Origin of the sequence: Micromonospora sp. NPDC005215 (assembly GCF_040607915.1) — a bacterium.
Classification (GTDB): Bacteria; Actinomycetota; Actinomycetes; order Mycobacteriales; family Micromonosporaceae; genus Micromonospora.
Genome location: NZ_JBEXHQ010000006.1, coordinates 53,727 through 73,719, shown reverse-complemented (window position 1 = coordinate 73,719; position 19,993 = coordinate 53,727). Strand labels below are relative to the sequence as shown.

The 19,993-nt window shown below is 71.4% G+C and carries 17 protein-coding genes; 11 read left to right on the top strand and 6 right to left on the bottom strand.

Translation table 11 applies throughout. The annotated features are described in order from the left end of the window. Positions 1-223 precede the first annotated feature (223 nt). From ABZU25_RS07700 to ABZU25_RS07685, 4 genes are all read left to right on the top strand, one after another. Positions 224-1,372 carry a hypothetical protein gene (locus ABZU25_RS07700; protein WP_355028532.1) on the top strand — a complete coding sequence of 383 codons (1,149 nt, stop codon included), beginning with the start codon at positions 224-226 and terminating at the stop codon, positions 1,370-1,372. A gap of 233 nt (positions 1,373-1,605) precedes the next feature. Continuing rightward, positions 1,606-2,373, top strand: a complete 768-nt coding sequence (locus tag ABZU25_RS07695) for an SGNH/GDSL hydrolase family protein (RefSeq protein WP_355028531.1) — start codon at positions 1,606-1,608, stop codon at positions 2,371-2,373. Positions 2,374-2,375: 2 nt separating this feature from the next. Next, positions 2,376-2,822: a hypothetical protein gene (locus ABZU25_RS07690; RefSeq protein ID WP_355028530.1), complete on the top strand. Its 447-nt coding sequence runs from the start codon at positions 2,376-2,378 to the stop codon at positions 2,820-2,822. A 73-nt stretch (positions 2,823-2,895) separates the two neighbouring features. Then, entirely contained in the window at positions 2,896-3,798 is a 903-nt protein-coding gene (locus ABZU25_RS07685; RefSeq protein ID WP_355028529.1) for a sulfurtransferase, read from the top strand. Positions 3,799-3,846: 48 nt separating this feature from the next. Here the strand turns inward: ABZU25_RS07685 and ABZU25_RS07680 are convergent, their stop codons facing one another. The 3 genes from ABZU25_RS07680 to ABZU25_RS07670 all read right to left on the bottom strand — a co-directional run bounded on the left by ABZU25_RS07680 (position 3,847) and on the right by ABZU25_RS07670 (position 6,225). After that, on the bottom strand, positions 3,847-5,031 hold the full coding sequence (locus ABZU25_RS07680; protein ID WP_355028528.1) for a hypothetical protein: 1,185 nt from the start codon (positions 5,029-5,031) through the stop codon (positions 3,847-3,849). Beyond that, entirely contained in the window at positions 5,028-5,576 is a 549-nt protein-coding gene (locus ABZU25_RS07675) for a SigE family RNA polymerase sigma factor (protein WP_355028527.1), read from the bottom strand. Before ABZU25_RS07675 ends, ABZU25_RS07680 begins: the two co-directional genes overlap by 4 nt. A gap of 67 nt (positions 5,577-5,643) precedes the next feature. Beyond that, positions 5,644-6,225, bottom strand: a complete 582-nt coding sequence (locus tag ABZU25_RS07670) for a TetR family transcriptional regulator (RefSeq protein WP_355028526.1) — start codon at positions 6,223-6,225, stop codon at positions 5,644-5,646. A 107-nt stretch (positions 6,226-6,332) separates the two neighbouring features. Here ABZU25_RS07670 and ABZU25_RS07665 point away from each other — a divergent pair, with 107 nt between their 5' ends. Next, a complete protein-coding gene (locus ABZU25_RS07665; protein ID WP_355028525.1) occupies positions 6,333-7,490 on the top strand; it encodes an FAD-dependent oxidoreductase in 1,158 nt (385 codons plus the stop codon). Here ABZU25_RS07665 and ABZU25_RS07660 read toward each other — a convergent pair. After that, the gene (locus ABZU25_RS07660) at positions 7,487-8,710 is read right to left on the bottom strand and encodes an MFS transporter (RefSeq protein WP_355028524.1); all 1,224 of its coding nucleotides are present in this window, start codon (positions 8,708-8,710) and stop codon (positions 7,487-7,489) included. The genes ABZU25_RS07665 and ABZU25_RS07660 overlap by 4 nt on opposite strands. 82 nt (positions 8,711-8,792) lie before the next feature. Here ABZU25_RS07660 and ABZU25_RS07655 point away from each other — a divergent pair, with 82 nt between their 5' ends. Next, a complete protein-coding gene (locus ABZU25_RS07655) occupies positions 8,793-9,392 on the top strand; it encodes a TetR/AcrR family transcriptional regulator (protein WP_355028523.1) in 600 nt (199 codons plus the stop codon). A gap of 71 nt (positions 9,393-9,463) precedes the next feature. Continuing rightward, positions 9,464-10,801, top strand: a complete 1,338-nt coding sequence (locus ABZU25_RS07650) for a biotin carboxylase N-terminal domain-containing protein (RefSeq protein ID WP_355028522.1) — start codon at positions 9,464-9,466, stop codon at positions 10,799-10,801. A gap of 99 nt (positions 10,802-10,900) precedes the next feature. Here the strand turns inward: ABZU25_RS07650 and ABZU25_RS07645 are convergent, their stop codons facing one another. Continuing rightward, complete coding sequence (locus ABZU25_RS07645) at positions 10,901-11,701, bottom strand: hypothetical protein (RefSeq protein ID WP_355028521.1); 801 nt, start codon at positions 11,699-11,701, stop codon at positions 10,901-10,903. 912 nt (positions 11,702-12,613) lie between these two features. Between ABZU25_RS07645 and ABZU25_RS07640 the strand changes: the two genes are divergently transcribed. Next, positions 12,614-13,534 carry a hydroxymethylglutaryl-CoA lyase gene (locus ABZU25_RS07640; protein ID WP_355028618.1) on the top strand — a complete coding sequence of 307 codons (921 nt, stop codon included), beginning with the start codon at positions 12,614-12,616 and terminating at the stop codon, positions 13,532-13,534. A gap of 60 nt (positions 13,535-13,594) precedes the next feature. Here ABZU25_RS07640 and ABZU25_RS07635 read toward each other — a convergent pair whose 3' ends face one another. Further along, the gene (locus ABZU25_RS07635; RefSeq protein ID WP_355028520.1) at positions 13,595-14,155 is read right to left on the bottom strand and encodes a snapalysin family zinc-dependent metalloprotease; all 561 of its coding nucleotides are present in this window, start codon (positions 14,153-14,155) and stop codon (positions 13,595-13,597) included. A gap of 169 nt (positions 14,156-14,324) precedes the next feature. Here ABZU25_RS07635 and ABZU25_RS07630 point away from each other — a divergent pair, with 169 nt between their 5' ends. The 3 genes from ABZU25_RS07630 to ABZU25_RS07620 all read left to right on the top strand — a co-directional run bounded on the left by ABZU25_RS07630 (position 14,325) and on the right by ABZU25_RS07620 (position 19,890). Next, positions 14,325-15,857, top strand: a complete 1,533-nt coding sequence (locus ABZU25_RS07630) for an acyl-CoA carboxylase subunit beta (protein WP_355028519.1) — start codon at positions 14,325-14,327, stop codon at positions 15,855-15,857. Between the two features lie 75 nt (positions 15,858-15,932). After that, positions 15,933-17,081: an acyl-CoA dehydrogenase family protein gene (locus tag ABZU25_RS07625; RefSeq protein WP_355028518.1), complete on the top strand. Its 1,149-nt coding sequence runs from the start codon at positions 15,933-15,935 to the stop codon at positions 17,079-17,081. Between the two features lie 133 nt (positions 17,082-17,214). Continuing rightward, positions 17,215-19,890 carry a helix-turn-helix domain-containing protein gene (locus tag ABZU25_RS07620; protein ID WP_355028517.1) on the top strand — a complete coding sequence of 892 codons (2,676 nt, stop codon included), beginning with the start codon at positions 17,215-17,217 and terminating at the stop codon, positions 19,888-19,890. The last annotated feature ends 103 nt before the right edge of the window (positions 19,891-19,993 follow it).

The window sequence follows — 19,993 nt, the reverse complement described above, 5'->3', positions numbered from 1 at the left end:
GCAAGGCGACGGGCGGGCCACACATGGGTGACCCGCCCGTCTGTGTCTCCGCGCCGATCGCCGGGACGGCGTTGATCATCGTCGGTGATCTACGGAAATGGTTGCCGGTGCGGCCGGATCCGACTGTCGGATAGCGGCGTCCGGCGGCGGCAACTCACAGCGACCAGGCGCTCGTCTTGGGTGGTGTCCCGCTCGGTAACGAACTCCAGCAAGGAGCGCCACCATGAACCTCGGCCCGTTCACCCAGTCCGTACATCTCGCCGCCCCGGCCCGTCGTTCCCGCGTCCTCGTCGGTACGGCTGCCCTGCTGTTCCTGGCGCTTGCTGCCACAGCCTGCGGTCCCGCCGGCTCGGACAGCGCGTCCGCTCCCGCCGAAGCCGGCAGCATCGTTCCAGCGACAGGCGACACCTCGTTCGCCGGCGGGGGCGGCGCCGGGTCAGGTGAAGTTCCGGTCGCTGCGGCCTCGGCCGCCCCCGCCGCCGCGCCGGCCCGCCCGGCCGTCAGCTCGTCCCTGTGGCCGCGGCTGACCTGGTACACCGCCCAGGAGTACGGCGAGGCGCAGAACGATCCGGCTCGGGTCTGGCGGCGTACCCCGGATGGAAGTTGGGAGCTGGTGCGCGAGGGTCGCCCCGGCAATGAAACGGCTACCGGGCCGATTGCCGTCGCGCCGGACGGCCGGCGGGCCGCGTGGGTCGAGGCGTCCGCCGAGCGGTTGGTGATCAGCGACTTCGACGGCACGAAGCAGCGCGCCATCCCGACACAGGGCCAGCAGACCTGCGCCCCGAGCTGGCTCGACTCCGAGCGGGTGCTGTTCGGCCTGGGCCAGGAGAAGAACTGGACCGTCGTTGCCATCAATGCCGATGGCACCGGCCGGAAGGTTCTCGCCACCCGGCAGGCGAGCTGTCCGACGGCGTCCGGTGGGTGGATTGCCCAGTTCACCGATCGGGCGGTGCACATCCGCGACGAGCGGGGTACCCGTCGCGCGGTCAGCCCGCGCGTCCCCTCCGGCCTCGTCATCGACGGGATTGCCGGCATCTTCCGCAACGGCCGGTCCCTGGTGATCAGCACCCACGTGCCCAACGCCGGTGGATGCGGCTGTGGCTGGGTGTTCCGCACCTACCGGGTGGACGCCGCCAGTGGGACGGCCACCGAGCTGACGCCGCTCGATCGGGCCTGGAGCGAGCCGACCGGCCACGGCCAGGCCACCGACGCGGTCGCGCTGGCTGACGGCGGCCTGGTGGTCCAGGTCAACACCGCGACGCCAGCGGACGACGCGCCGGCGTACCGGTTGGTCCGCTACGGCGCTGACGGCCGGGTGCTGTCCGACGCGGCGGTTCCCGCCGGCCAGCCCTGGGGCGGCCTGCTGGGTTGAGCCAACCTGCGGACTTCCACAGGTACGACGAGGGACCGGCCGCTCACGGGTGGCCGGTACTTCTGGCGACCCGGCCGCAACCCGATTCGGTCAGCTCCCCCGCGCCGGCCGTGGGCGACGGGGTTGCGCGGCGGCCCATGACCTCCGCCACGTCGCCCGATCGGGGCACTGCTCGCCGTGCCCCCGGTGACAGACTGATCGCCGCAGGCAACGAGTGGTGTGAGGGGGCGCGGGTGGGCTGGCGCAGTTTTGTCGCGGTCGGGGACAGTTTCACCGAGGGCATGGACGACGCGTACCCGGACGGCACCTACCGGGGCTGGGCCGACCTGGTGGCGACCCGGCTCGCCGCCGAGGCGGGGCCCGACTTCCGGTACGCGAACCTGGCCATCCGGGGTCGGCTCTTCCCCAGCGTGGTAGCCGAGCAGGTGCCGTCGGCGGTGGCGATGAAGCCGGATCTGATCAGCTTCGCGGCCGGCGGCAACGACGTGCTGCGCCGCACCTTCGACCCGGACGCGCTGGTGTCCCGCTTCGACGAGGTGGTCCGGCAACTGCGTTCGGGCGGTGCGGACGTGCTGCTCTTCCGGTTCGCCGACGTGATGGCCCGGCTGCCCGGCCAGCGCCTCGTCGCCCCCCGCGTGCAGTTGCTCAACCAGGCCGTCGGCGAGACCGCCGAGCGACACGGCGCCATCATGGTCGACCTGTACGCCGACGACACCTTCCTCAACCCGATGCTGTGGAGCACCGACCGGTTGCATCTCTCCGCGGCCGGTCACCGGCGGGTCGCGGGGCAGGTGTTGAACGGGCTCGGCGTCGGTTGCGACGAGGAGTGGCTGATGGTTCCGCCGCACCCGGCGCCGTCGCCGTGGTTGGCTGCCCGTACCGCCGACGTGCGGTGGGCCGGTCGGCACCTCGCGCCGTGGCTGAAGCGGCGGCTGACCGGCCGGTCGTCCGGTGACAGGGTGACGGCGAAGCGCCCGTTGCTCGGGCCGATCGTCGACTGAACGTGCGCACGCTGCACACCGCACCGCTGCTGCGGCGCACCGCCGATGGCGCGTCGCAGCCCGAGCACGCCGTGGTGGTGAGCGGTGACCGCATCGAGGCCGTCGGTCCGCTGACCGAGTTGAGTGCGGCGTACGCGGGTGTTCGGGTCCGCAGTTGGCCCGGCACGCTGGGGCCGGGCCTGCTGCACGACGGTCCGTTGCCGGCGGCACCCACCCCGCGCGAGCGGGTGCACGCGCTGCTGCGGAACGGAGTGACGGCGGTATTGGTGGAGCACCTGGCCGACCCGGCGGTGCGGGTCGCCGTCGACCGGGGTGATCTGCTCGTGCTGCCCGCTGCCGTGCCGGCCACGCTACGTGCGGGTGAGCGCGCCGACCTGGCGGTTCATGCTGCCGACGGTGTCTGCCTGGTGACAGTGGTCGCGGGCCGGATCGCCCACCGCCGCGCCTGAGGACGCCTCGCGTGCGCTCCGTCGCACCCCGATGGCCGTCCACCGGCCCGGATTGCGGCGTAGTTTGGGGATCATGTCTGTGCCGAACGATCCTGATCCCCGCCTTCAGTCGTACGCGGATCCGCAACGGCTGGTCACCACCGAGTGGCTGGCCGAGCACCTGGGCGACGAGGGCCTCGTGGTTGTCGAGTCCGACGAGGACGTGCTGCTCTACGAATCGGGTCACATTCCCGGTGCTGTCAAGGTCGACTGGCACCTGGAGTTGAACGACCAGGTGACCCGCGACTATCTGGATGCCGAGCGCTTCGCCGAGTTGTGCGCCGCGAAGGGCATCGGCCGGGGCGACACTGTCGTCTTCTACGGCGACAACTTCAACTGGTGGGCCGCGTACGCCCTCTGGGTGTTCTCGCTCTTCGGCCACGCCGACGTGCGGCTGCTCGACGGCGGCCGGCAGAAGTGGATCGCCGAGGGGCGCGAGGTGACCCGCGACAAGCCGGCTCGTCCCCGCGCCGACTACCCGGTGCCGCTGCGCGACGACGCGCCGCTGCGGGCCTACCGTGAGCAGGTCATGGCGCACATCGCCGCCGGCCGGCCACTTGTCGACGTCCGGTCGCCGGGTGAGTACACCGGCGAGACGCTGCACATGCCGGACTACCCGCAGGAGGGTGCGCTGCGGGGCGGGCACATCCCGGGCGCGGTCAGCAAGCCGTGGAAGTCCGCCGCCAACGAGGACGGCACGTTCAAGTCCGCCGACGAGCTGAAGGCGATCTACGCCGACCAGCTCGGGCTGAGCCCCGACGACGACGTGATCGCGTACTGCCGGATCGGCGAGCGGTCCAGCCACACCTGGTTCGTGCTGCGGCACCTGCTGGGCTACCCGCAGGTGCGCAACTACGACGGCTCGTGGACCGAGTGGGGCAACCTGGTCCGGGCACCTGTCGTCAGGGGCGACCAGCCCGGCGGCCTGACCGCCTGAGCGGCGCGACCGCCCCCGCGCGACGTGCGCTGTCGCGTGGGGACGGTCTCACCCCGCGAGCGCGATCATGCCGCGCAGGTCGCGGACGATACCGGTGATCTCGCCGGTCTCCGGGTTCCAGCGGGCCAGGGCGGCCGGTTCCAGCCGGAGCAGCACCGCACCCTTGTTGTCCCAGCCCAGCACCTCGCAGCAGCCCTTGGCGCGCTGCCGGCCCAGGTCGAGCAGGTGGGAAACGGCACCGGTCCGCGCATCCAGCACGGCCGCCCCCTCGGCGCCGTCGATCTCACCGCTGGTGATCCACGCCGCGCTGGCCAGCCGCTCGCCGTGCAACCAGCCCCGGCCGTAGAACTCGTTGATCTGGTACGGCGAGGGCAGTCGGTCGCCGGTGATCCGCTGTTCGGACTGGATCGTCGCCTCGCGCGCGGTCCGGCTGCGCAGTGTCAGGTCTTCCCGGTCGCCGATCAGCTCGATCAGCGCCGCCTCGCGACTGCCCTCCGGATCGGGTGCGGCCAGGACCCAGGCCGACACGTCGATCCTGCTCGCCACCCCGGTGACCCGGTCCACCGCGTACGTCCGGTCCTCGCCCCCGACCAGCACTCGGTCGTGCGCCCAGATCACCAGCTCCAGATAGCCGTCGAGGGGAATCCGGCGTACCTCTGCGGTGGTGAGGTCGACAATGACCAGTTCCCTGGTCTGCGCGAACGCCGCCGACCGGCCGTCCGGCGACAGCACGCCCGGCTTCACGGCGGACGCCTCGTTGCCGCTCACGTCCCGGGTGGGTGCCAGCGTCACCACGTCGAGACTGCGTACCACGCCGTCGTTGCCGAGCACCCGAACCGGGCCGTCCGCGCGATTTTCCTCGTCCGTCGGCTGGAACAGCGCCAGCGCGCGCTGGACCGGTCGCTCGGACAGCGGCACTGTCGCCGGGCCGCCGAGCCGGGCGAGCGGATCGGGCGGGAAGGTCAGCTCGGCGGGGGCGTGCTGCACGGGATCGTTGTGCGTGGGGACGACGGTCGGGGTCGGCGCCACCGAGTGATTCGGCGGTGGGTCGGGCGGTCGCAGGGCCGCCACCGTGCCACCGCCGACCAGTGCCACGGCCAGGGCGACCACGCCGACGGCCCGTCGGGTACGCCGCCTGCGCCGAGCCCGGTCCCAGCCGGCCGCTGCCGGCTGGCTGGGCAGGATGTCCTCGACGCTGACGGTCAGCAGCCGGCGCAGGTCCTGCTCGTTCACGGGTTCACCTCCAAGCCGGTGGCCAGATCGGCCGAGCCCTGCCGTGGCTGGGCGTCCCGGGCGAGGTCCGGGGCGACCTCGCGGAGGCGGCGCAGCGCCGCATGACACTGGCTCTTCACTGTGCCGACGGTCACCCCGAGGGCCTCGGCGGTGGCGACCTCGGTCAGATCCTCGTAGTAGCGCAACACCAGGACGGCCCGCTGCCGGGGCGGCAGCAGGCTCAGTGCGTCGTGCAGCGTCAGCCGCAGCGCGCCGTCCCGGTCGTGGGTCACCCGGTCCGGTGGCGCGGCGCTCAACCATTCCCGTCGTCGGCGACGCCACCACGACACCGCATCCCGGTAGAGGATGGTCCGCACGTATGCGGAGGGGTCGCCGTCACGGACCGACGCCCAGCGCAACGCCAGCTTGAGCAGGGCGTCCTGGAGGAGATCCTCGGCCTGGTGCTGGTTGCCGCAGATCAGATAGGCCGCCCGGAGCAGCCGGTGTTGGTGGCTTTCCACGAAGGCGAGGTAGCCGTCACGGCCGTCGCGTTCCGTCGGTGCCATCCGCCCCCTCCCGGGCCGTCGCGTGCGCGTCACCTGCCAGACGCGCGGGGAGGGGTAAAAGGTTGGGTCAGTCTTCCGGCACCCCGGTCAGGTAGCGCTGCAGAGTCGGTGCGATCCAGGCAACCAACTCCTCGGCTGGCGTCTCCACAATGGGTGGCAGGCGGACGATGTATCGGGTGAAGGCCAGGCCGAGGATCTGGCTGGCCACCAGACCGGCACGGCGGGCGGTCGTCGTCGGGTCGGTGCCGAACGTGGCCACGGCTGCGGCGAGCTGATTGACGAAGATGCCGCGCATCCGCTCGGCGGCGCCCGGGTTGGTGCTGGCGGCCCGGAGCAGCGCCACGAGTGTCTCGTCGCCCTCCCACCGGGCGAGGAAGTGCCGGATCAGCACCTCGCCGAGGTGAGCGGGCGGCACCCGGGCCAGATCGGGCAGGCGGAGGTCGAACTCGGCGGCCGCCGCGAAGAGCCCCTCCTTGCTGCCGTAGTAGCGCATGACCATCGACGGGTCGATCTGGGCGTCGGCGGCGATGGCCCGGATCGTGGCGCGCTCGTATCCGTCCGCCGCGAAGCGTTCCCGGGCCGCTCGCAGGATCGCCGCCCGGGTGGCGTCGGAGCGTCGGGGGTGGGTCGGTTGGGTGGGCGCTGCCATGTCGACGACCGTATGCCAACAACTGTTGACACACAATCAGCAGCGTCCTAGCGTTGCCAACAAGTGTTTGCCAACGCCTGTTGGCAACGATTGCCCGGGAGGTGGCCATGCTGCCCGTGAGCACCGACGTGCTGGTGGTGGGCGCTGGCCCCACCGGTCTCGCCACCGCGCTGACGCTGGCCCGACGCGGGATCGAGGTGACAGTGCTGGACCAACTGACCGAGCCGCCGACGACCTCCCGTGCGGCGGTCGTGCACGCGTACACCCTGGAGGTGCTGGACCGGATCGGCGCCGCGGCGCCGATGATCGCCCAGGGGATGCGGTCGCCGCGCTTCACCGTCCGCGACCGGGACCGGGTGTTGCTGACGGTGCCGTTCCACGAGTTGCCGTCCCGCTTCCCCTACGCGCTGCTGGTCTCGCAGTCGGTCACCGAGGCGGTCCTCACCGCACAGCTGGAGGCCCTCGGCGTCCGGGTACGACGGCCGTCCCGGCTGACCGGCCTGAGCCCGGCCGGCGACGGGGTGCTAGCGCAGACCGACGGGGCGGCGCTGCGCGCCCGGTACGTGGTCGGTGCCGACGGCCTGCACAGCACCGTCCGGCAGGCAGCCGGCATCGGCTTCACCGGCCCCCGCGACGAGGAATCCTTCGTGCTCGCCGACGTGCGGGTGGACAGCGCCCTGCCCGGCGACGAGGTGGCGCTCTTCCTCGCCCGGTCCGGCCCGCTGATCTGGGCGCCACTGCCGGACGGAGTGGTCCGGCTGGTGGCCGGGGTGGCGACGGCTCCGACGGATCCGGAGGTGGTGTACCTCCAGACGCTGCTCGACGAGCGCGGCCCGGCGCGACGACCCGACCGGGTGACCGAGGTGCTCTGGGGTTCCCGGTTCCGGGTGCAGCACCGAATCGCCGACACCTTCCGAGCCGGGCCCGTGCTGCTGGCCGGGGACGCCGGACACGTACACAGCCCGGCCGGCGGTCAGGGCATGAACCTCGGCATCTGCGACGCGGTCGCCCTCGGCACCGCCGTGGCCGACGTGCTCGACGGAGGCCCGGAATCGCTGCTCGACGACTACAGCGCCCGGCAGCGGCCGATGGCCGAGGACGTGCTGAGTTTCGCCGCCGTGCTGACCCGACTGGCGACCGTCTCCCCGGCCCGCCGACCCGCCCGGGACGTGCTGATCCGGCTGCTCGGTGCACTGCCGCCGGCCCGCCGGAAGGTCGCGCTACGCCTGTCCGGGCTGTCCCACCGGACGCCGGCGCCGGGCTAGGCTGCCCCGCTGGGGCTCAGCACGCCGGGCGCAGCAGGCCGCAGTGTCCGCCACGCGGCCAGTGTGACCAGCGCGAACGTGCCGGCTGCCGCGCCCGCCACCGGCACCGTGCCGTACGCCGCGGCGGCCAGGCCGGCGAGCACCGCCCCGACCGGTGCGGTGAGCAGACCGACCATCCGCTGGGCCGCACCGACCCGGCCGAGCAGCCCGGCCGGCACGTGCCGCTGCCCGTACGACGCACACAGGCTGTTCCACACCACGGTCCCGGCGGCGAAGACGGCCAACGCGAGGCCACCCGGCACCGGATCGCGGGCCAGCGCGAACCCGGTCAGCGCCACGGTCTGCGCGGCGAGCACGACGCGCAGCGCCGGCAGCGTACCGAACCGGGCGGCGAGCCGACCCGCCCCGAGCGCCCCCGCCACACCGCCGACGATGGCGGCCGCGGCGAACAGCCCGTACCCGGCGGGCGGCACCCGCAGCACGTCCAGCGCGTAGAGCACAAGCACCGCCATGATCCCGCTGATCGCCAGGTTGCAGGCGGCGGCGAGCACTGTGACCCGCCACAGTGCCCGGTGGCCGCGTAACCAGCGCACCCCCTCGGCGATCTCGCTCCACACCGACCCGCGTCGTGCGTTGGCGCTCACGACCGGAACCGGTGCCAGGGCCAGCACGAGCAGGGCGGCGGTGGCGAAGGTGACAGCGTCGAGGGCGAACGGCAGGGCCGGGGCGACGGCGAAGAGCACACCGGCGGCGGGCGCGCCGAGGAAGCCGCCGGCCACCGCTGACCCCGCCTGCAGCCGACCGTTTGCCCGGGGCAGCGCGTCCGGCGGCACCAGTGCCGGAAGCAGGGCGAACGACGCGGAGTCGAAGAGCGTGCCCAACGCGGCGAGGAGGAACGCGGCCAGCAGCAGCACCACGACGCCGACCCGGTCGAGGGCGACCGCCACGGCCAGCGCCGCCACCACGGTGGCGCGTACGCCGTCGACCAGAGCCATCGTCCGACGTCGGTCCCAGCGGTCCGCGTACACGCCGCCGAGCAGGCCGAAGAGCAGTGGCGGTAGCTGACCGGCCACGGTGACCGCCGCGATGATCCGGGGGTCGCGGGTCACCGCCGCGGCCAGCAGGGCCAGTGCCGGCGTACGCAGCGCGTCCCCGAGCCTCGACGAGACGGCGGCGGACCAGAGCAGCCGGAAGTTTCGGCCGAGAGGAGGGGAGGTCATCCGGTGACCGTGCGGGTTCAACCGGGTCGAGGGTCAAGCCGCTGTCCTCCACCGCAGGCAGTTCGCGGTCTAGGCTTGCCCGGTGACGGTGGAGCAGCAGGCACGGGGTGCGGCGGGTGCGGGCCGACGCAGGTCCCGCAAGGACGAGATTCTGGAGATCGCGGTTGGTCTGTTCGCCGCCCGTGGCTACCACGGTGTGTCGATGGATGACATCGGCGCGGCCGCTGGGGTCACCGGTCCGGCGCTCTACCACCACTTCGCCGGCAAGGAGGCGATGCTGGCTGCCGCGCTCATTCCGGTGAGTGAGGGTTTGCTGGCCGGCGGGCGGGAACGCGCGGCCGGGCACCCGGACGGTCCGCGCGAGGTGCTGGAGTCGCTCATCGACTTTCACGTCGAGTTCGCGCTGGCCAACCCGGCGGTGATCGCGTTGCACCTGCACGAGTTGGACCGCCTGCCGGAGGAGCCGCGGCGGCGCATCCGCCGCCTGCAACGGCTCTACGTCGAGGAGTGGGTGACAGTGCTCACGGCGCTGCACCCGGGCATGCCCGACGGCGAGGCGCGGGTGCTCGCGCACGCCGCGTTCGGCCTGATGAACTCGACCCCGTTCCTCGGTGGTGAGGTGGACCGGCGGCGTCGTGCCGAGCTGCTGCGCGGGGCGGCCCTGGCCGCGCTGCTCGCCTGAGCCGACTCGTCAGAACCAGGCCGGTCATGATTCCCTGACATCGTCCCAACATCCGGACGCCGGGAGGAAACATGATCGAGTCACTGTTGGTCGCCAATCGGGGCGAGATCGCCCGCCGGATCATCCGTACCGCCAGGCGGCTCGGCATCCGCGCGATCGCTGTGTACTCGGAGGCCGACGCCGATTTGCCGTTCGTGGCCGAGGCCGACGAGGCGGTCCTGATCGGCCCGCCGGCCCCGGCGCTGAGCTACCGCAACACCGAGGCGATCCTCGCCGCCGCGAAGTCGACAGGTGCGCAGGCCATCCACCCCGGGTACGGCTTCCTGTCGGAGAACGCCGAGTTCGCCCGTACCGTCGAGTCCAGCGGCCTGATCTGGGTCGGACCCGGCGCGGACGCGATCACCGCGATGGGCGACAAGATCAACGCGCGGAACCTGATGGCGGCGGCCGGTGTTCCGGTCGCGCCCGGCACCACCGACCCGGCCGCCGACCTGGACGCGGCGGTGACGGCCGCCGCCGAGATCGGCTACCCGGTGATGGTCAAGGCCGCGGCCGGTGGCGGCGGCATGGGCATGGGCGTGGCCGTCGACGAGGCCGCGCTGCGCACCGAGTACGACAAGGTGCGCGCGTTCGCCGAGCGGATGTTCGGTGACGGCTCGGTGTTGATCGAGCGGTTCTTCCCCCGGGTGCGGCACGTCGAGGTGCAGATCCTCGGCCTGGCCGACGGCCGGGTGGTGGCGCTCGGTGAGCGGGAGTGCTCGGTGCAGCGGCGCAACCAGAAGCTGGTCGAGGAGTCCCCGTCCCCGGCGGTCTCGCCGGAGCTGCGGTCCCGCCTCCTGGCGGCGGCGGTGCGCGCGGGTGAGGCGGTCGGTTATCGCAACGCCGGCACTGTGGAGTGTCTGCTCGATCCGGCCACCGATGAGTTCTTCTTCCTGGAGATGAACACGCGGCTACAGGTGGAGCACCCGGTGACCGAGTACGTCTACGGCATTGACCTGGTCGAGGAGCAGTTGCGGGTGGCGTCCGGGTTGGCCCCGACGTTCGACCCGGACGCGCTGACCTCGCGTGGCCATGCCATCGAGATGCGGATCAACGCCGAGGACCCGAAGCGTTTCCTGCCCGGTCCCGGTGTGATCAGGACCTGGGTGGAGCCGACGGGTACGGGGGTCCGGGTGGACTCCGGCTACACCGAGGGCAACACCGTCACTCCGTTCTACGACAGCCTGCTGGCCAAGCTGATCGTCACCGGCGCCACCCGGGACGAGGTGCTGGAACGCGCGAAGACCGCGGTGGCCACCTTCCAGATCGCCGGCCCGAAGAACAACCTCCCCTTCTTCACCGAGCTGCTCGACAACGAGGAGTTCGTCTCCGGCGCCTACGACACCGCCATCGTCTCCCGCATGCGCTGACCGTCTGGTCGCCGTGGTGATCAAGAGGTTTGCGTCAGGCTTTTGGCGACGGATGACGCAAACCTCTTGATCAACTCGACCTCTGCGGGACGGCGCGGTTCAGAGGTGGTTGCGCAGGTTGTTGCGGCTGTGCCAGGGCTCGTCAGTCAGGTAGGGCGGCTGGCCGGGTAGTCCGATGGAGCCGGTGTCCAGCCGCTGTGCCCGGTAGTGGCCATGGGTTGAACCGCCGGCTCTGGCTTGGCTCGTCGGGAAGTGTCTGGTGTTGGGAGTCCCAGCCGGCGGGCCGCTCAACGGTTCGCGTTGTCGAGGAAGCGCGTCCGGTGCCAGGTCGCCGCCGAGCGACTGACCGGCCTGGTCGGCCCGCAACTTGCTGATCTCCACCATGCAGGCAAGCAGCTTCCGCTCCAGATCCGTGTTCTTCTGCCGCAGCTCCCGTTCGAGATCGGGGCCACTGAGCGCCCCGGTCGCCCCCTCGGCTCGTTCGTCGCGGGTTCCGGTCGGCGGCTTCTCACCTCGGGCCAGGGCGTACAGCTCGGCGAAGTGGGCCAGTTGCTGCCGCCGAGCCTCCGGTGGCAGCGCGTGCTCCACCACGAGCACCACCGTCTGCCAGGGTGGGCCCTTGCTCTCGGCGGTGAAGTGTCGTGACAGCTTCTTGCGCCACAGGGACCGGTCGCGATCGGGTCGGGGTAGGCAGATCTGGTCGGCCAGTTTCTGCCAGGTGTCGATCGGCCCGATCTCGGGACAGTTCTCCACGACGTCGCGGACCGCCAGCGCGTACGTCGATACGGCGGGGTTGTCATAGCGCTGCTGGTATTTCGCTTCGAGCACCGATCGCGGGACCAGTCGGTGTCTTCGGGTGCGCTCCTCTTGCGGGAGCGGCACACCGTCTTCGGTGGTCATGTCGTTCCTTTCAATTTGGTGGTCATGCCGGTCCTTCCAAGAGCGCGCATGACGTCGGACAGTATTTCTACCGCCTCTGATCAAGCATCCGTGTATTGAGGCTGTGTCACCAGTCAGATTCTGGCCGGGTGGCTGGCCGGGTAGGACCATCAACTAACGGTTGTCCAACCCTTACGCCAGAACGTTTTTGGCTGGGTCGTGGCTGCACTGCCCGCGTCTGCTCTGTTGGCCGGGTGGTCCCGTGGCAACCCGGTCACAAGATCGTCTCGTCCGTCGCGCGGGGTCGTTGTCGTAGCGGATGGGAAAACACCCACGCTCATACGGATTGATTGTTGCTCGTGGGAACAAGTCGTGGAACTTCCATCGACGGTAATCCCATCGCTATTGCGGACCGATTACCGGGAGGATGAGAGATGATCGGCAATGGTGCGCGCCGGCCGAACGAGGCCAGGCTTGTGGTCCGGGTTCTCCGAAAGGCGTCCCTCGGCACCGATGGTGCCGTCGTGATGGCCCTGGTCGTGGGTCGGGAGGACGCCGCCGCATGCGTCGGCGCCCTCTCGACCGCACTCCGCTGCGCTGCAGAGCTCTTGGAAGGACCGTCGCAGCGCTGACCACCGGAGGCGTGCTGACGATGGGGTCCAGCCGATGGCCGGCCCCGTCGTCACACCGGCATCAACGTAGCCACCCTGGTGTCCCTGGTTCCATGGCCCCGAGGGTGAACGGACCCTTTCGACCCGTTTGATCCGCCGAAGGGTGGCCGGGGGCTGGCCGGAAGGGCCAGTAGGGGGGCGTCGGCCGACACGATGCCCGTCCCACACTCGGCGGCGGCCGGCTGGTGGCTGTGCCGCTACCGTTGCCCGGAGCAGTGCTGACACAACAATGACGCGACGTCACAGTGAGGTGACCACCCTGATGGCGGAACTGCCGGATTTCGTTTCCATTCGTGAGGTTGGGCCGCGGGACGGGTTGCAAAACGAGGACCCGATCCCGACCGACGCCAAGGTGCGGCTGCTCGACGCGCTCTCCGGCACCGGCGTACGCCGGATCGAGGCGGTGTCGTTCGTCCACCCGAGGGCGATTCCGCAGATGGCCGACGCCGACGAGGTGTGGCAGCGAGCGGTCAAGGCCGACGGGGTGCGCTACTCGGCGCTGGTGCCGAACACCCGGGGCGCCCAGCGTGCTCTGGCGGCCGGCTTCACCGAGATCGAGGTGGTGGTCTCGGCCAGCGACACGCACAACCGGCGCAACGTCAACCGGTCCACCGACGAGTCGCTGGACGACATCGCCGAGCTGATCGACCTGCTGCACGGCGCCTCCGCGCGGGTCGAGGTGATCGTGGCGACCAGCTTCGGCTGCCCCTACGAGGGCGACATCGACCCACGGCGGGTGGCCGGCATCGTGGACCGGGTGGTCCGTGACGGCGCGGACCGGGTCGCGTTCGGCGACACCACCGGAATGGGCACGCCGCGCCGGGTCCGCGAGCTGCTGACCGCGGTACGCGACAGCAACGCGCACGTGCCGGTGCTGCTGCACTTCCACAACACCCGGGGTACGGCGCTGGCCAACCTGTTGACCGCGCTCGAGCTGGGGGTCACCGAGTTCGACGCCAGCGTCGGTGGTCTGGGCGGTTGCCCGTACGCGCCGGGGGCGAGCGGCAACCTGGCCACCGAGGAGGCCGTGCACATGCTGCACGACATGGGCATCGACACCGGCGTCGACCTGGCGGCGCTCATCGAGGTGGCGGAACTGGCCGAGGAGTTGCTCGGTAAGAAGCTGCCGTCCGGCGTCCTGCGCGCTGGCCCACGGACCCGGCTGACGCCGATGCCGCGCTGACCGCTCGCAGACGCGGGGAGGGGCCGGCAGCGTGCCGGCCCCTCCGACGTACCTGGTCGGTCAGCTCACCGGAGCGAGCGCGGCCGGCCAGCTGTCCCGGAAGATGTCCGCGTTCCGGTCGGTGGCGCTGAACGTGCCGGCGAAGAGGTTGCTCACCCGGTTCGCCTCGGCGGTGCTCGGATACGGGTTGGTGCAGCTGGTGCCGGCGCTACCGCCGGACATCAGCAGCGAGCAGTTGCCGTTGTAGTTGTCCGGCAGGCCGAGGATGTGCCCGATCTCGTGGGTCATGATCCGCAGCGGGCTGTACTGCGCCGCCTGCTGGGTGTCGATGTAGACCCGGCCGTTGCCGAGGCTGGTCCGCACGGCGTACGAGCCCCCGCCGGTGATCTGGTAGATCCGCAGGTTGGAGCCGCAGTTGGCGGAGAGCGTCAGGTTGACGGTGGCGTTGTTCCAGATCGAGGCGGCCTGGCTGGCGGTGCCGGCGTAGCTGCCCGCCTGGCTGGTGTTGTAGCAGATGGTCATGGCGGCGGACGCGGGCGCGGGGTTGGCGACCGTGACGCCGAGGGTGGCACCTGCGGTCGCCACCAGGGCGACCGCGAGCCGACTGAGTCGTGAGGTCATCGCTGACTCCAATCCGGGAGGAGGGGGTGCCAGGAGCCTAGCGACAAGTATTCATGTTTTTCAATGTCTTGCTCTGAGCTTCGCCGTCTGATTCGCTCATGGGTCGCGGTCGGTCACGTCGATGCGCTAGCCTAACGATCGTTCAGGTCAGTATGGCGAGGGAGTCGGCGTGACGCTCGACGGTGAGGCACTGGAGCAACTGCGCAAGCGGGCCCGGTCCGGCGGCGCGGACAAGTACCACGCGGCCAACACGGCCAAGGGCAAGCTCTTCGCCCGCGAACGGGTCGCGCTCCTGGTCGACGAGGGTTCATTCGTCGAGGACGGCCTCTACGCCAACGCGCTCGCCGACGGGCTGCCCGCCGACGGCGTGGTCACCGGCACCGCCACCATCGACGGGCGGCAGGTCTGCCTGATGGCCAACGACTCCACCGTCAAGGCCGGCAGTTGGGGTGCCCGCACCGTCGAGAAGATCATCCGCATCATCGAGCGCGCGTACGGCGCCGGCGTGCCGATGGTCTACCTGGTCGACTCGGCCGGCGCGCGGATCACCGACCAGGTCGACCTCTTCCCCGGCCGCCGCGGTGCCGGCAAGATCTTCTGGAACCAGGTCCGCGCCTCCGGCTCGATCCCGCAGGTGTGCGCGCTGTTCGGCCCGAGCGCCGCCGGAGGGGCGTACATTCCGGCGTTCTGCGACGTTGTCGCCATGGTCGACGGCAACGCCAGCATGTACCTCGGCTCCGACCGCATGGTCGAGATGGTCACCGGCGAGAAGACCACCCTGGAGGCGATGGGCGGGGCCAAGGTGCACACCACCGAGTCCGGCGTGGGGCACTTCCTCTGCAAGACCGAGGCCGACGCGCTGGACGTGGTCAAGACCTACCTGTCGTACCTGCCGGCGAACTGGACGCAGGCGCCGCCAACCGCGCCGGCGGTCGCCGCGCCCGCGAAGGTCGACCTGGCCGCGCTGGTGCCGGCCAGCGAACGGCAGGCGTTCGACCTGCGGCGGTACGTCAAGGGCCTGCTCGACGAGGGTTCGTTCTTCGAGATCCAGGCACTCTGGGCCAAGGAGTTGACCATCGGCTTCGGCCGCCTCGACGGCCAGGTCGTCGGCGTGCTGGGCAACAACTCGATGTTCAAGGGCGGCGTGCTCTTCGTCGACTCGGCCGACAAGGCGACCCGGTTCGTGCAGCTCTGCGACGCGTTCAACGTGCCGCTGCTGTTCCTCAGCGACGTACCCGGCTTCATGGTCGGCAGCGCGGTGGAGAAGCAGGGCATCATCCGGCACGGCGCCAAGATGATCACCGCGATCTCCGAGGCGACGGTGCCGAAGATCTGCGTGGTGGTCCGCAAGGCGTACGGCGCCGGCCTCTACGCGATGGCCGGCCCCGGGTTCGAGCCGGACGCCACCATCGCGCTACCCAGCGCGAAGATCGCGGTCATGGGAGCCGAGGCGGCCGTGAACGCGGTCTACGCCAACAAGATCGCCGCTATCCCGGACGCCGACGAACGAGCCGCCTTCGTGGCCGCCAAGCGGGCCGAGTACGAGCAGGACATCGACGTCGTCCGGCTGGCCAGCGAGCTGGTGGTGGACGCCATCGTGGAACCGCACGACCTGCGGACCGAGTTGGTCCGTCGCTTCGCGGCCGCCCGTACGAAAGATCGGCACTTCTCTCGCCGTCGGCACGGCGTCACCCCGGTCTGATCCTCGACCCAGGCCCCACAGCGACCCGTCCCGGCGTCACGAGCGCCCGACGGACCGTCCTTACAGGAGGATGAGATGGACTTCCGACTCACCGACGAACAAGCGGCGCTGCGGGAGAGCGTGCGGGACTTCGCGCGCCAGGTGGTCGCCCCGGTCATCGCCGAGCACTACGAGCAGCACACCTTCCCGTACGAGGTGATCCGGCAGATGGGCAAGATGGGCCTGTTCGGCCTGCCCTTCGACGAGGAGCACGGCGGCATGGGTGGCGACTACTTCGCGCTCTGCCTGGCCCTGGAGGAGCTGGCCCGGGTCGACTCCAGCGTGGCCATCACGCTGGAGGCGGCGGTCTCGCTGGGTGCGATGCCGATCTACCGGTTCGGCACGGCGGAGCAGAAGGCGACGTGGCTGCCCAGACTGCTCAGCGGCGAGGCGCTGGCCGGGTTCGGTCTCACCGAGCCGGGCACCGGCTCGGACGCCGCCGGCACCCAGACCCGGGCGGTGCTCGACGGTGACGAGTGGGTGATCAACGGGTCGAAGGCGTTCATCACCAACTCGGGGACCGACATCACGGCCATGGTGACCGTCACGGCGGTGACCGGCACGAGCCCGGACGGCTCCAAGGAGCTGTCGACGATCATCGTGCCGACCGGCACGCCCGGTTTCACAGTGGCACCTGGCTACTCCAAGGTCGGGTGGACCGCCTCGGACACTCACGAGCTGACGTTCGACGACTGCCGGGTGCCGGCGGCCAATCTGCTCGGCGAGCGGGGCCGGGGCTTCGCCCAGTTCCTGCGGATCCTCGACGAGGGTCGGATCGCCATCGCCGCGCTGGCGGTCGGCCTCGCCCAGGGCTGCGTCGACGAGTCGATCAAGTACGCGAAGGAGCGGCACGCGTTCGGCCGGCCGATCGGCGCCAACCAGGCCATCCAGTTCAAGATCGCCGACATGGAGCTGAAGGCACACACCGCTCGACTGGCCTACTACGACGCCGCCGCCCGGATGCTGGCCGGCGAGCCGTTCAAGCGCCAGGCCGCCATCGCCAAACTGCACGCCAGCACGATCGCTGTGGACAACGCCCGGGAGGCCACCCAGATCCACGGCGGGTACGGCTTCATGAACGAGTACCCGGTGGCCCGATTCTGGCGGGACTCCAAGATCCTGGAGATCGGCGAGGGCACCAGCGAGGTGCAACGCATGATCATCGCTCGCGATCTGGGTCTCTGAAGGTCCGCCGCGTAGCCCTACCGATCGGCCCCGGTAGGGCTGTCCGTAGGGCTGTCGGATTATCGGCGAACGGGCGTCGGTAGCCCGACGTTCGGCTGCCGACGGTCGTAGTCCATCCGTACTCTTCGTGGCCATGACTCCGGATCATGATCGGTCCCGGAGCCCGGCTGGTCGTACCTCCCTGCCGGAGCTGCTCCGCGAGCATCGACGCGCCGTCGGCCTGACCCAGGCCGAGTTGGCGTCCCGGGCCGGGGTGGGTGTGCGAACGGTGCGTGACCTGGAGCGGGGCCGGTCGGTTCGGCCGCAACGCACCACTGTCGAGTTGCTCGCCACGGCGTTGGCCCTGACCGGCACCAGCCGGGCGGCGTTCCTGGCCGCCGCCCGCGGCCCCTCCGGCGCTGAGTCACCCTGGCCGGACACCACAGCGACGGCGCTCGGGATCGGTGACCGGACGCCGTCGCGGGCGGCATCCACCAACCCGCCGATCACACTCCCGCCGCCGGTCGCGCTTGTCGGCCGGGATCGCGACCTCACCGAGCTGGCCGAGATGCTGACGGCGGAGCGCGGACCTCGGCTGGTGAGCCTGGTCGGGTTGGCCGGGGTCGGCAAGACCGCGCTGGCAACGGCGGTGGCACACCTGGTGGCCGTCGCCCACCCGGGCGGTGTGGCCGGGATGCTTGTCGCTGAGGGCGCGGACGGGCCGGACGTGTTCGCCGCCTCGATGGCCGTGCTGAACGCGGCACGGCTGCCGGAGCTCGTGGCCCGGCTCGCCGGACGGCCGGCGCTGCTGGTGATGGACGCGGTGGAGCATGCGCCGGGTCCGGTGGCCACGACGCTGCACCGGCTGATCGGCGCCGTGCCGTCGTTGCGGGTGCTGGTCACCGGGCGGCACCCGGTCGGACTGTCCGGCGAGAGGGTCTGGCCGGTCGCGCCGCTCGACGTGCCGCCACCGGGCGCCGAACGCGCTGGGGCGGCCGCCCTCGAATCCTGGCCGGCAGTCGCGTTGTTCACCTCCCGGCTGGCTCAGGTCCGTCGGGAGCCGCCCACCCCCGACGAGCTGCCGGCGCTCGCCGCGCTGGTCCGCCGGCTGGGAGGGCTGCCGCTGGCCATCGAGCTGATGGCCGCCCGGGGTCGGCTGCTCGACCTCACCGAGCTGCTTGACCGGTACGGCGACCGCGTGCTCGACCTCGCCACTCCCGTCGATCCGGCGGCCCGCCCCGGCTGGGACACCCCGGATGCGCCCGCCCGTCATTCCAGCGAGTCGGACCCGGGGCCGGCGGCGGTGTCGGCCACCCTGCGCGACGCGGTCGCGACCAGCTACCGACTGCTGGCGCCCGATGAGCGGGCAGCGCTGCGGCAGCTTGCCGTGTTCGACGACCGCTGGTCGGTGGAGCTGGCCGAGGAGATGCTCGGCGACGAGGCCGACCGGGACGGCACTGTGGCGATCGACCCCGTTCCGCTGCTGGACCGGCTCGTCGAGCTCGGGTTGCTGAGCGTACGCGGCACCGGACCGTTCCGGTTCCGGCTGCTCGACGCGGTCCGCGACTACGCTGTCGAGCAGGCGGCCGGCGCGGGTGAGCTGACCTGCATCCGACGTCGGCACGCCGAGGTGATCGCGCGCCTGGTGGCGCGGACCGCGAACGACCTGGTCGGCCCCCGGTTGCCCGAGGCGGTGCACCGGCTGGACGAGATGAGCAGTGACATCAGCTCGTCGCTGGCCCACGCGACCACTGACGACCCGCTGACCGCGCTGCGGCTGGCGGCGTGCCTGCCCCGCTGGTGGCGGTTCCGTGGGCGCGACGTCGCCGGGCGACGGTGGCTGCGGCGGTTGCTGGCGGACCCGCGGACCGCCGACGCCGATCCGATCCTGCGTGGCTGGGCCGCGCTCGGGGTTGCCCGGCTCGCGGCCGAGCACGGTGCGGGCGCCGAGGAGCTGTCGACGGCGCGTGCGGCGTTGGACATCTTCCGACAGGCCGGCGATGTCACCGGAGAGTTGGAGGCGCGAGACGTCCTCGGCACCCTGCTGATCTCCGTCGGCGGGCAGGACGAGGCTCGCGAGCAGGCCGAGACGGCGCTGCGGTTGGCCGCCCGCAACGGACGTACCCGGGATCTGGCGGTGGCCCAGCACAGTCTTGCCTGGCACGAGATCCGATCCGGTGACCTGGCCGCGGCCCGCCGCAGGCTCGCCGCGATGGACCGGCTCGCCGCCGAGAGTGGGGAGCATCGCCTTCGGGTGCAGGCCTGGGTCAATCGAGCCGAGGTCGCCCGCCTGGAGGGCTGGTACGCGGACGCCGTCGACCAGGGCCGGCGGGCGATCGCGGCGTTGACCGAGCTGGGTGATCCGAAACGCCGCAGTCGGGTGCTCGGGAAGATCGGGTTGGCGCTCGCTCAGGACGGGCGGGCCGCGGAAGCGACAGAGGTGCTCACCGAGCTGCGCGTGGTGGCGGCCGATTCACCGCGAGCGCCGGCCCGGCGGACTGTGGCACCGAGGCAACGCGCGGAGGACGCGGCGCTGTCCGCGGGCGGCCCGGAGGCGGGGCTCTGTGCGTTGATCGAAGGGAATCTGGCGCTGCACCGGGGCGACCGGGAGTTGGCCGCCGAGTGGTTCGCCGCCGCCGCCGACGCCAAAGGTCAGGAGCGCCGAGACGTGGTGGAGGCGCTTGTGGGACTGGCGGCGAGCACCGCGGACCCGGCGATCCTGGAGCGGCTGGAACGGGTCTGCGAGGAGAGCGGCATTCGGCTGCTGCCGCAGGAGTCGGGACTGCTCTACGCGCTGACGGCCGCCCGCAGTGGCCCGGAAGCGCCATAGGCGGGCCCGGTGCCCTCGCACGCGGGCGGGGAGAGTGGCGCGGACGAAGAGCCCCCTTGGTGCTACCCCTCGCTGTTCGCCCGCGCCGTCACCCCCCGGTGAA

Excerpts from the sequence above, each read along its gene's own strand:
- ABZU25_RS07700 (WP_355028532.1), top strand. The coding sequence starts at position 224 with ATGAACCTCGGCCCGTTCACCCAGTCCGTACATCTCGCCGCCCCGGCC.
- ABZU25_RS07620 (WP_355028517.1), top strand. The coding sequence starts at position 17,215 with ATGACTCCGGATCATGATCGGTCCCGGAGCCCGGCTGGTCGTACCTCC.
- ABZU25_RS07660 (WP_355028524.1), bottom strand. The coding sequence starts at position 8,710 with ATGACCTCCCCTCCTCTCGGCCGAAACTTCCGGCTGCTCTGGTCCGCC.
- ABZU25_RS07640 (WP_355028618.1), top strand. The coding sequence starts at position 12,614 with ATGGCGGAACTGCCGGATTTCGTTTCCATTCGTGAGGTTGGGCCGCGG.
- ABZU25_RS07650 (WP_355028522.1), top strand. The coding sequence starts at position 9,464 with ATGATCGAGTCACTGTTGGTCGCCAATCGGGGCGAGATCGCCCGCCGG.
- ABZU25_RS07685 (WP_355028529.1), top strand. The coding sequence starts at position 2,896 with ATGTCTGTGCCGAACGATCCTGATCCCCGCCTTCAGTCGTACGCGGAT.
- ABZU25_RS07625 (WP_355028518.1), top strand. The coding sequence starts at position 15,933 with ATGGACTTCCGACTCACCGACGAACAAGCGGCGCTGCGGGAGAGCGTG.
- ABZU25_RS07635 (WP_355028520.1), bottom strand. The coding sequence starts at position 14,155 with ATGACCTCACGACTCAGTCGGCTCGCGGTCGCCCTGGTGGCGACCGCA.
- ABZU25_RS07645 (WP_355028521.1), bottom strand. The coding sequence starts at position 11,701 with ATGACCACCGAAGACGGTGTGCCGCTCCCGCAAGAGGAGCGCACCCGA.
- ABZU25_RS07670 (WP_355028526.1), bottom strand. The coding sequence starts at position 6,225 with ATGGCAGCGCCCACCCAACCGACCCACCCCCGACGCTCCGACGCCACC.
- ABZU25_RS07675 (WP_355028527.1), bottom strand. The coding sequence starts at position 5,576 with ATGGCACCGACGGAACGCGACGGCCGTGACGGCTACCTCGCCTTCGTG.
- ABZU25_RS07665 (WP_355028525.1), top strand. The coding sequence starts at position 6,333 with ATGCTGCCCGTGAGCACCGACGTGCTGGTGGTGGGCGCTGGCCCCACC.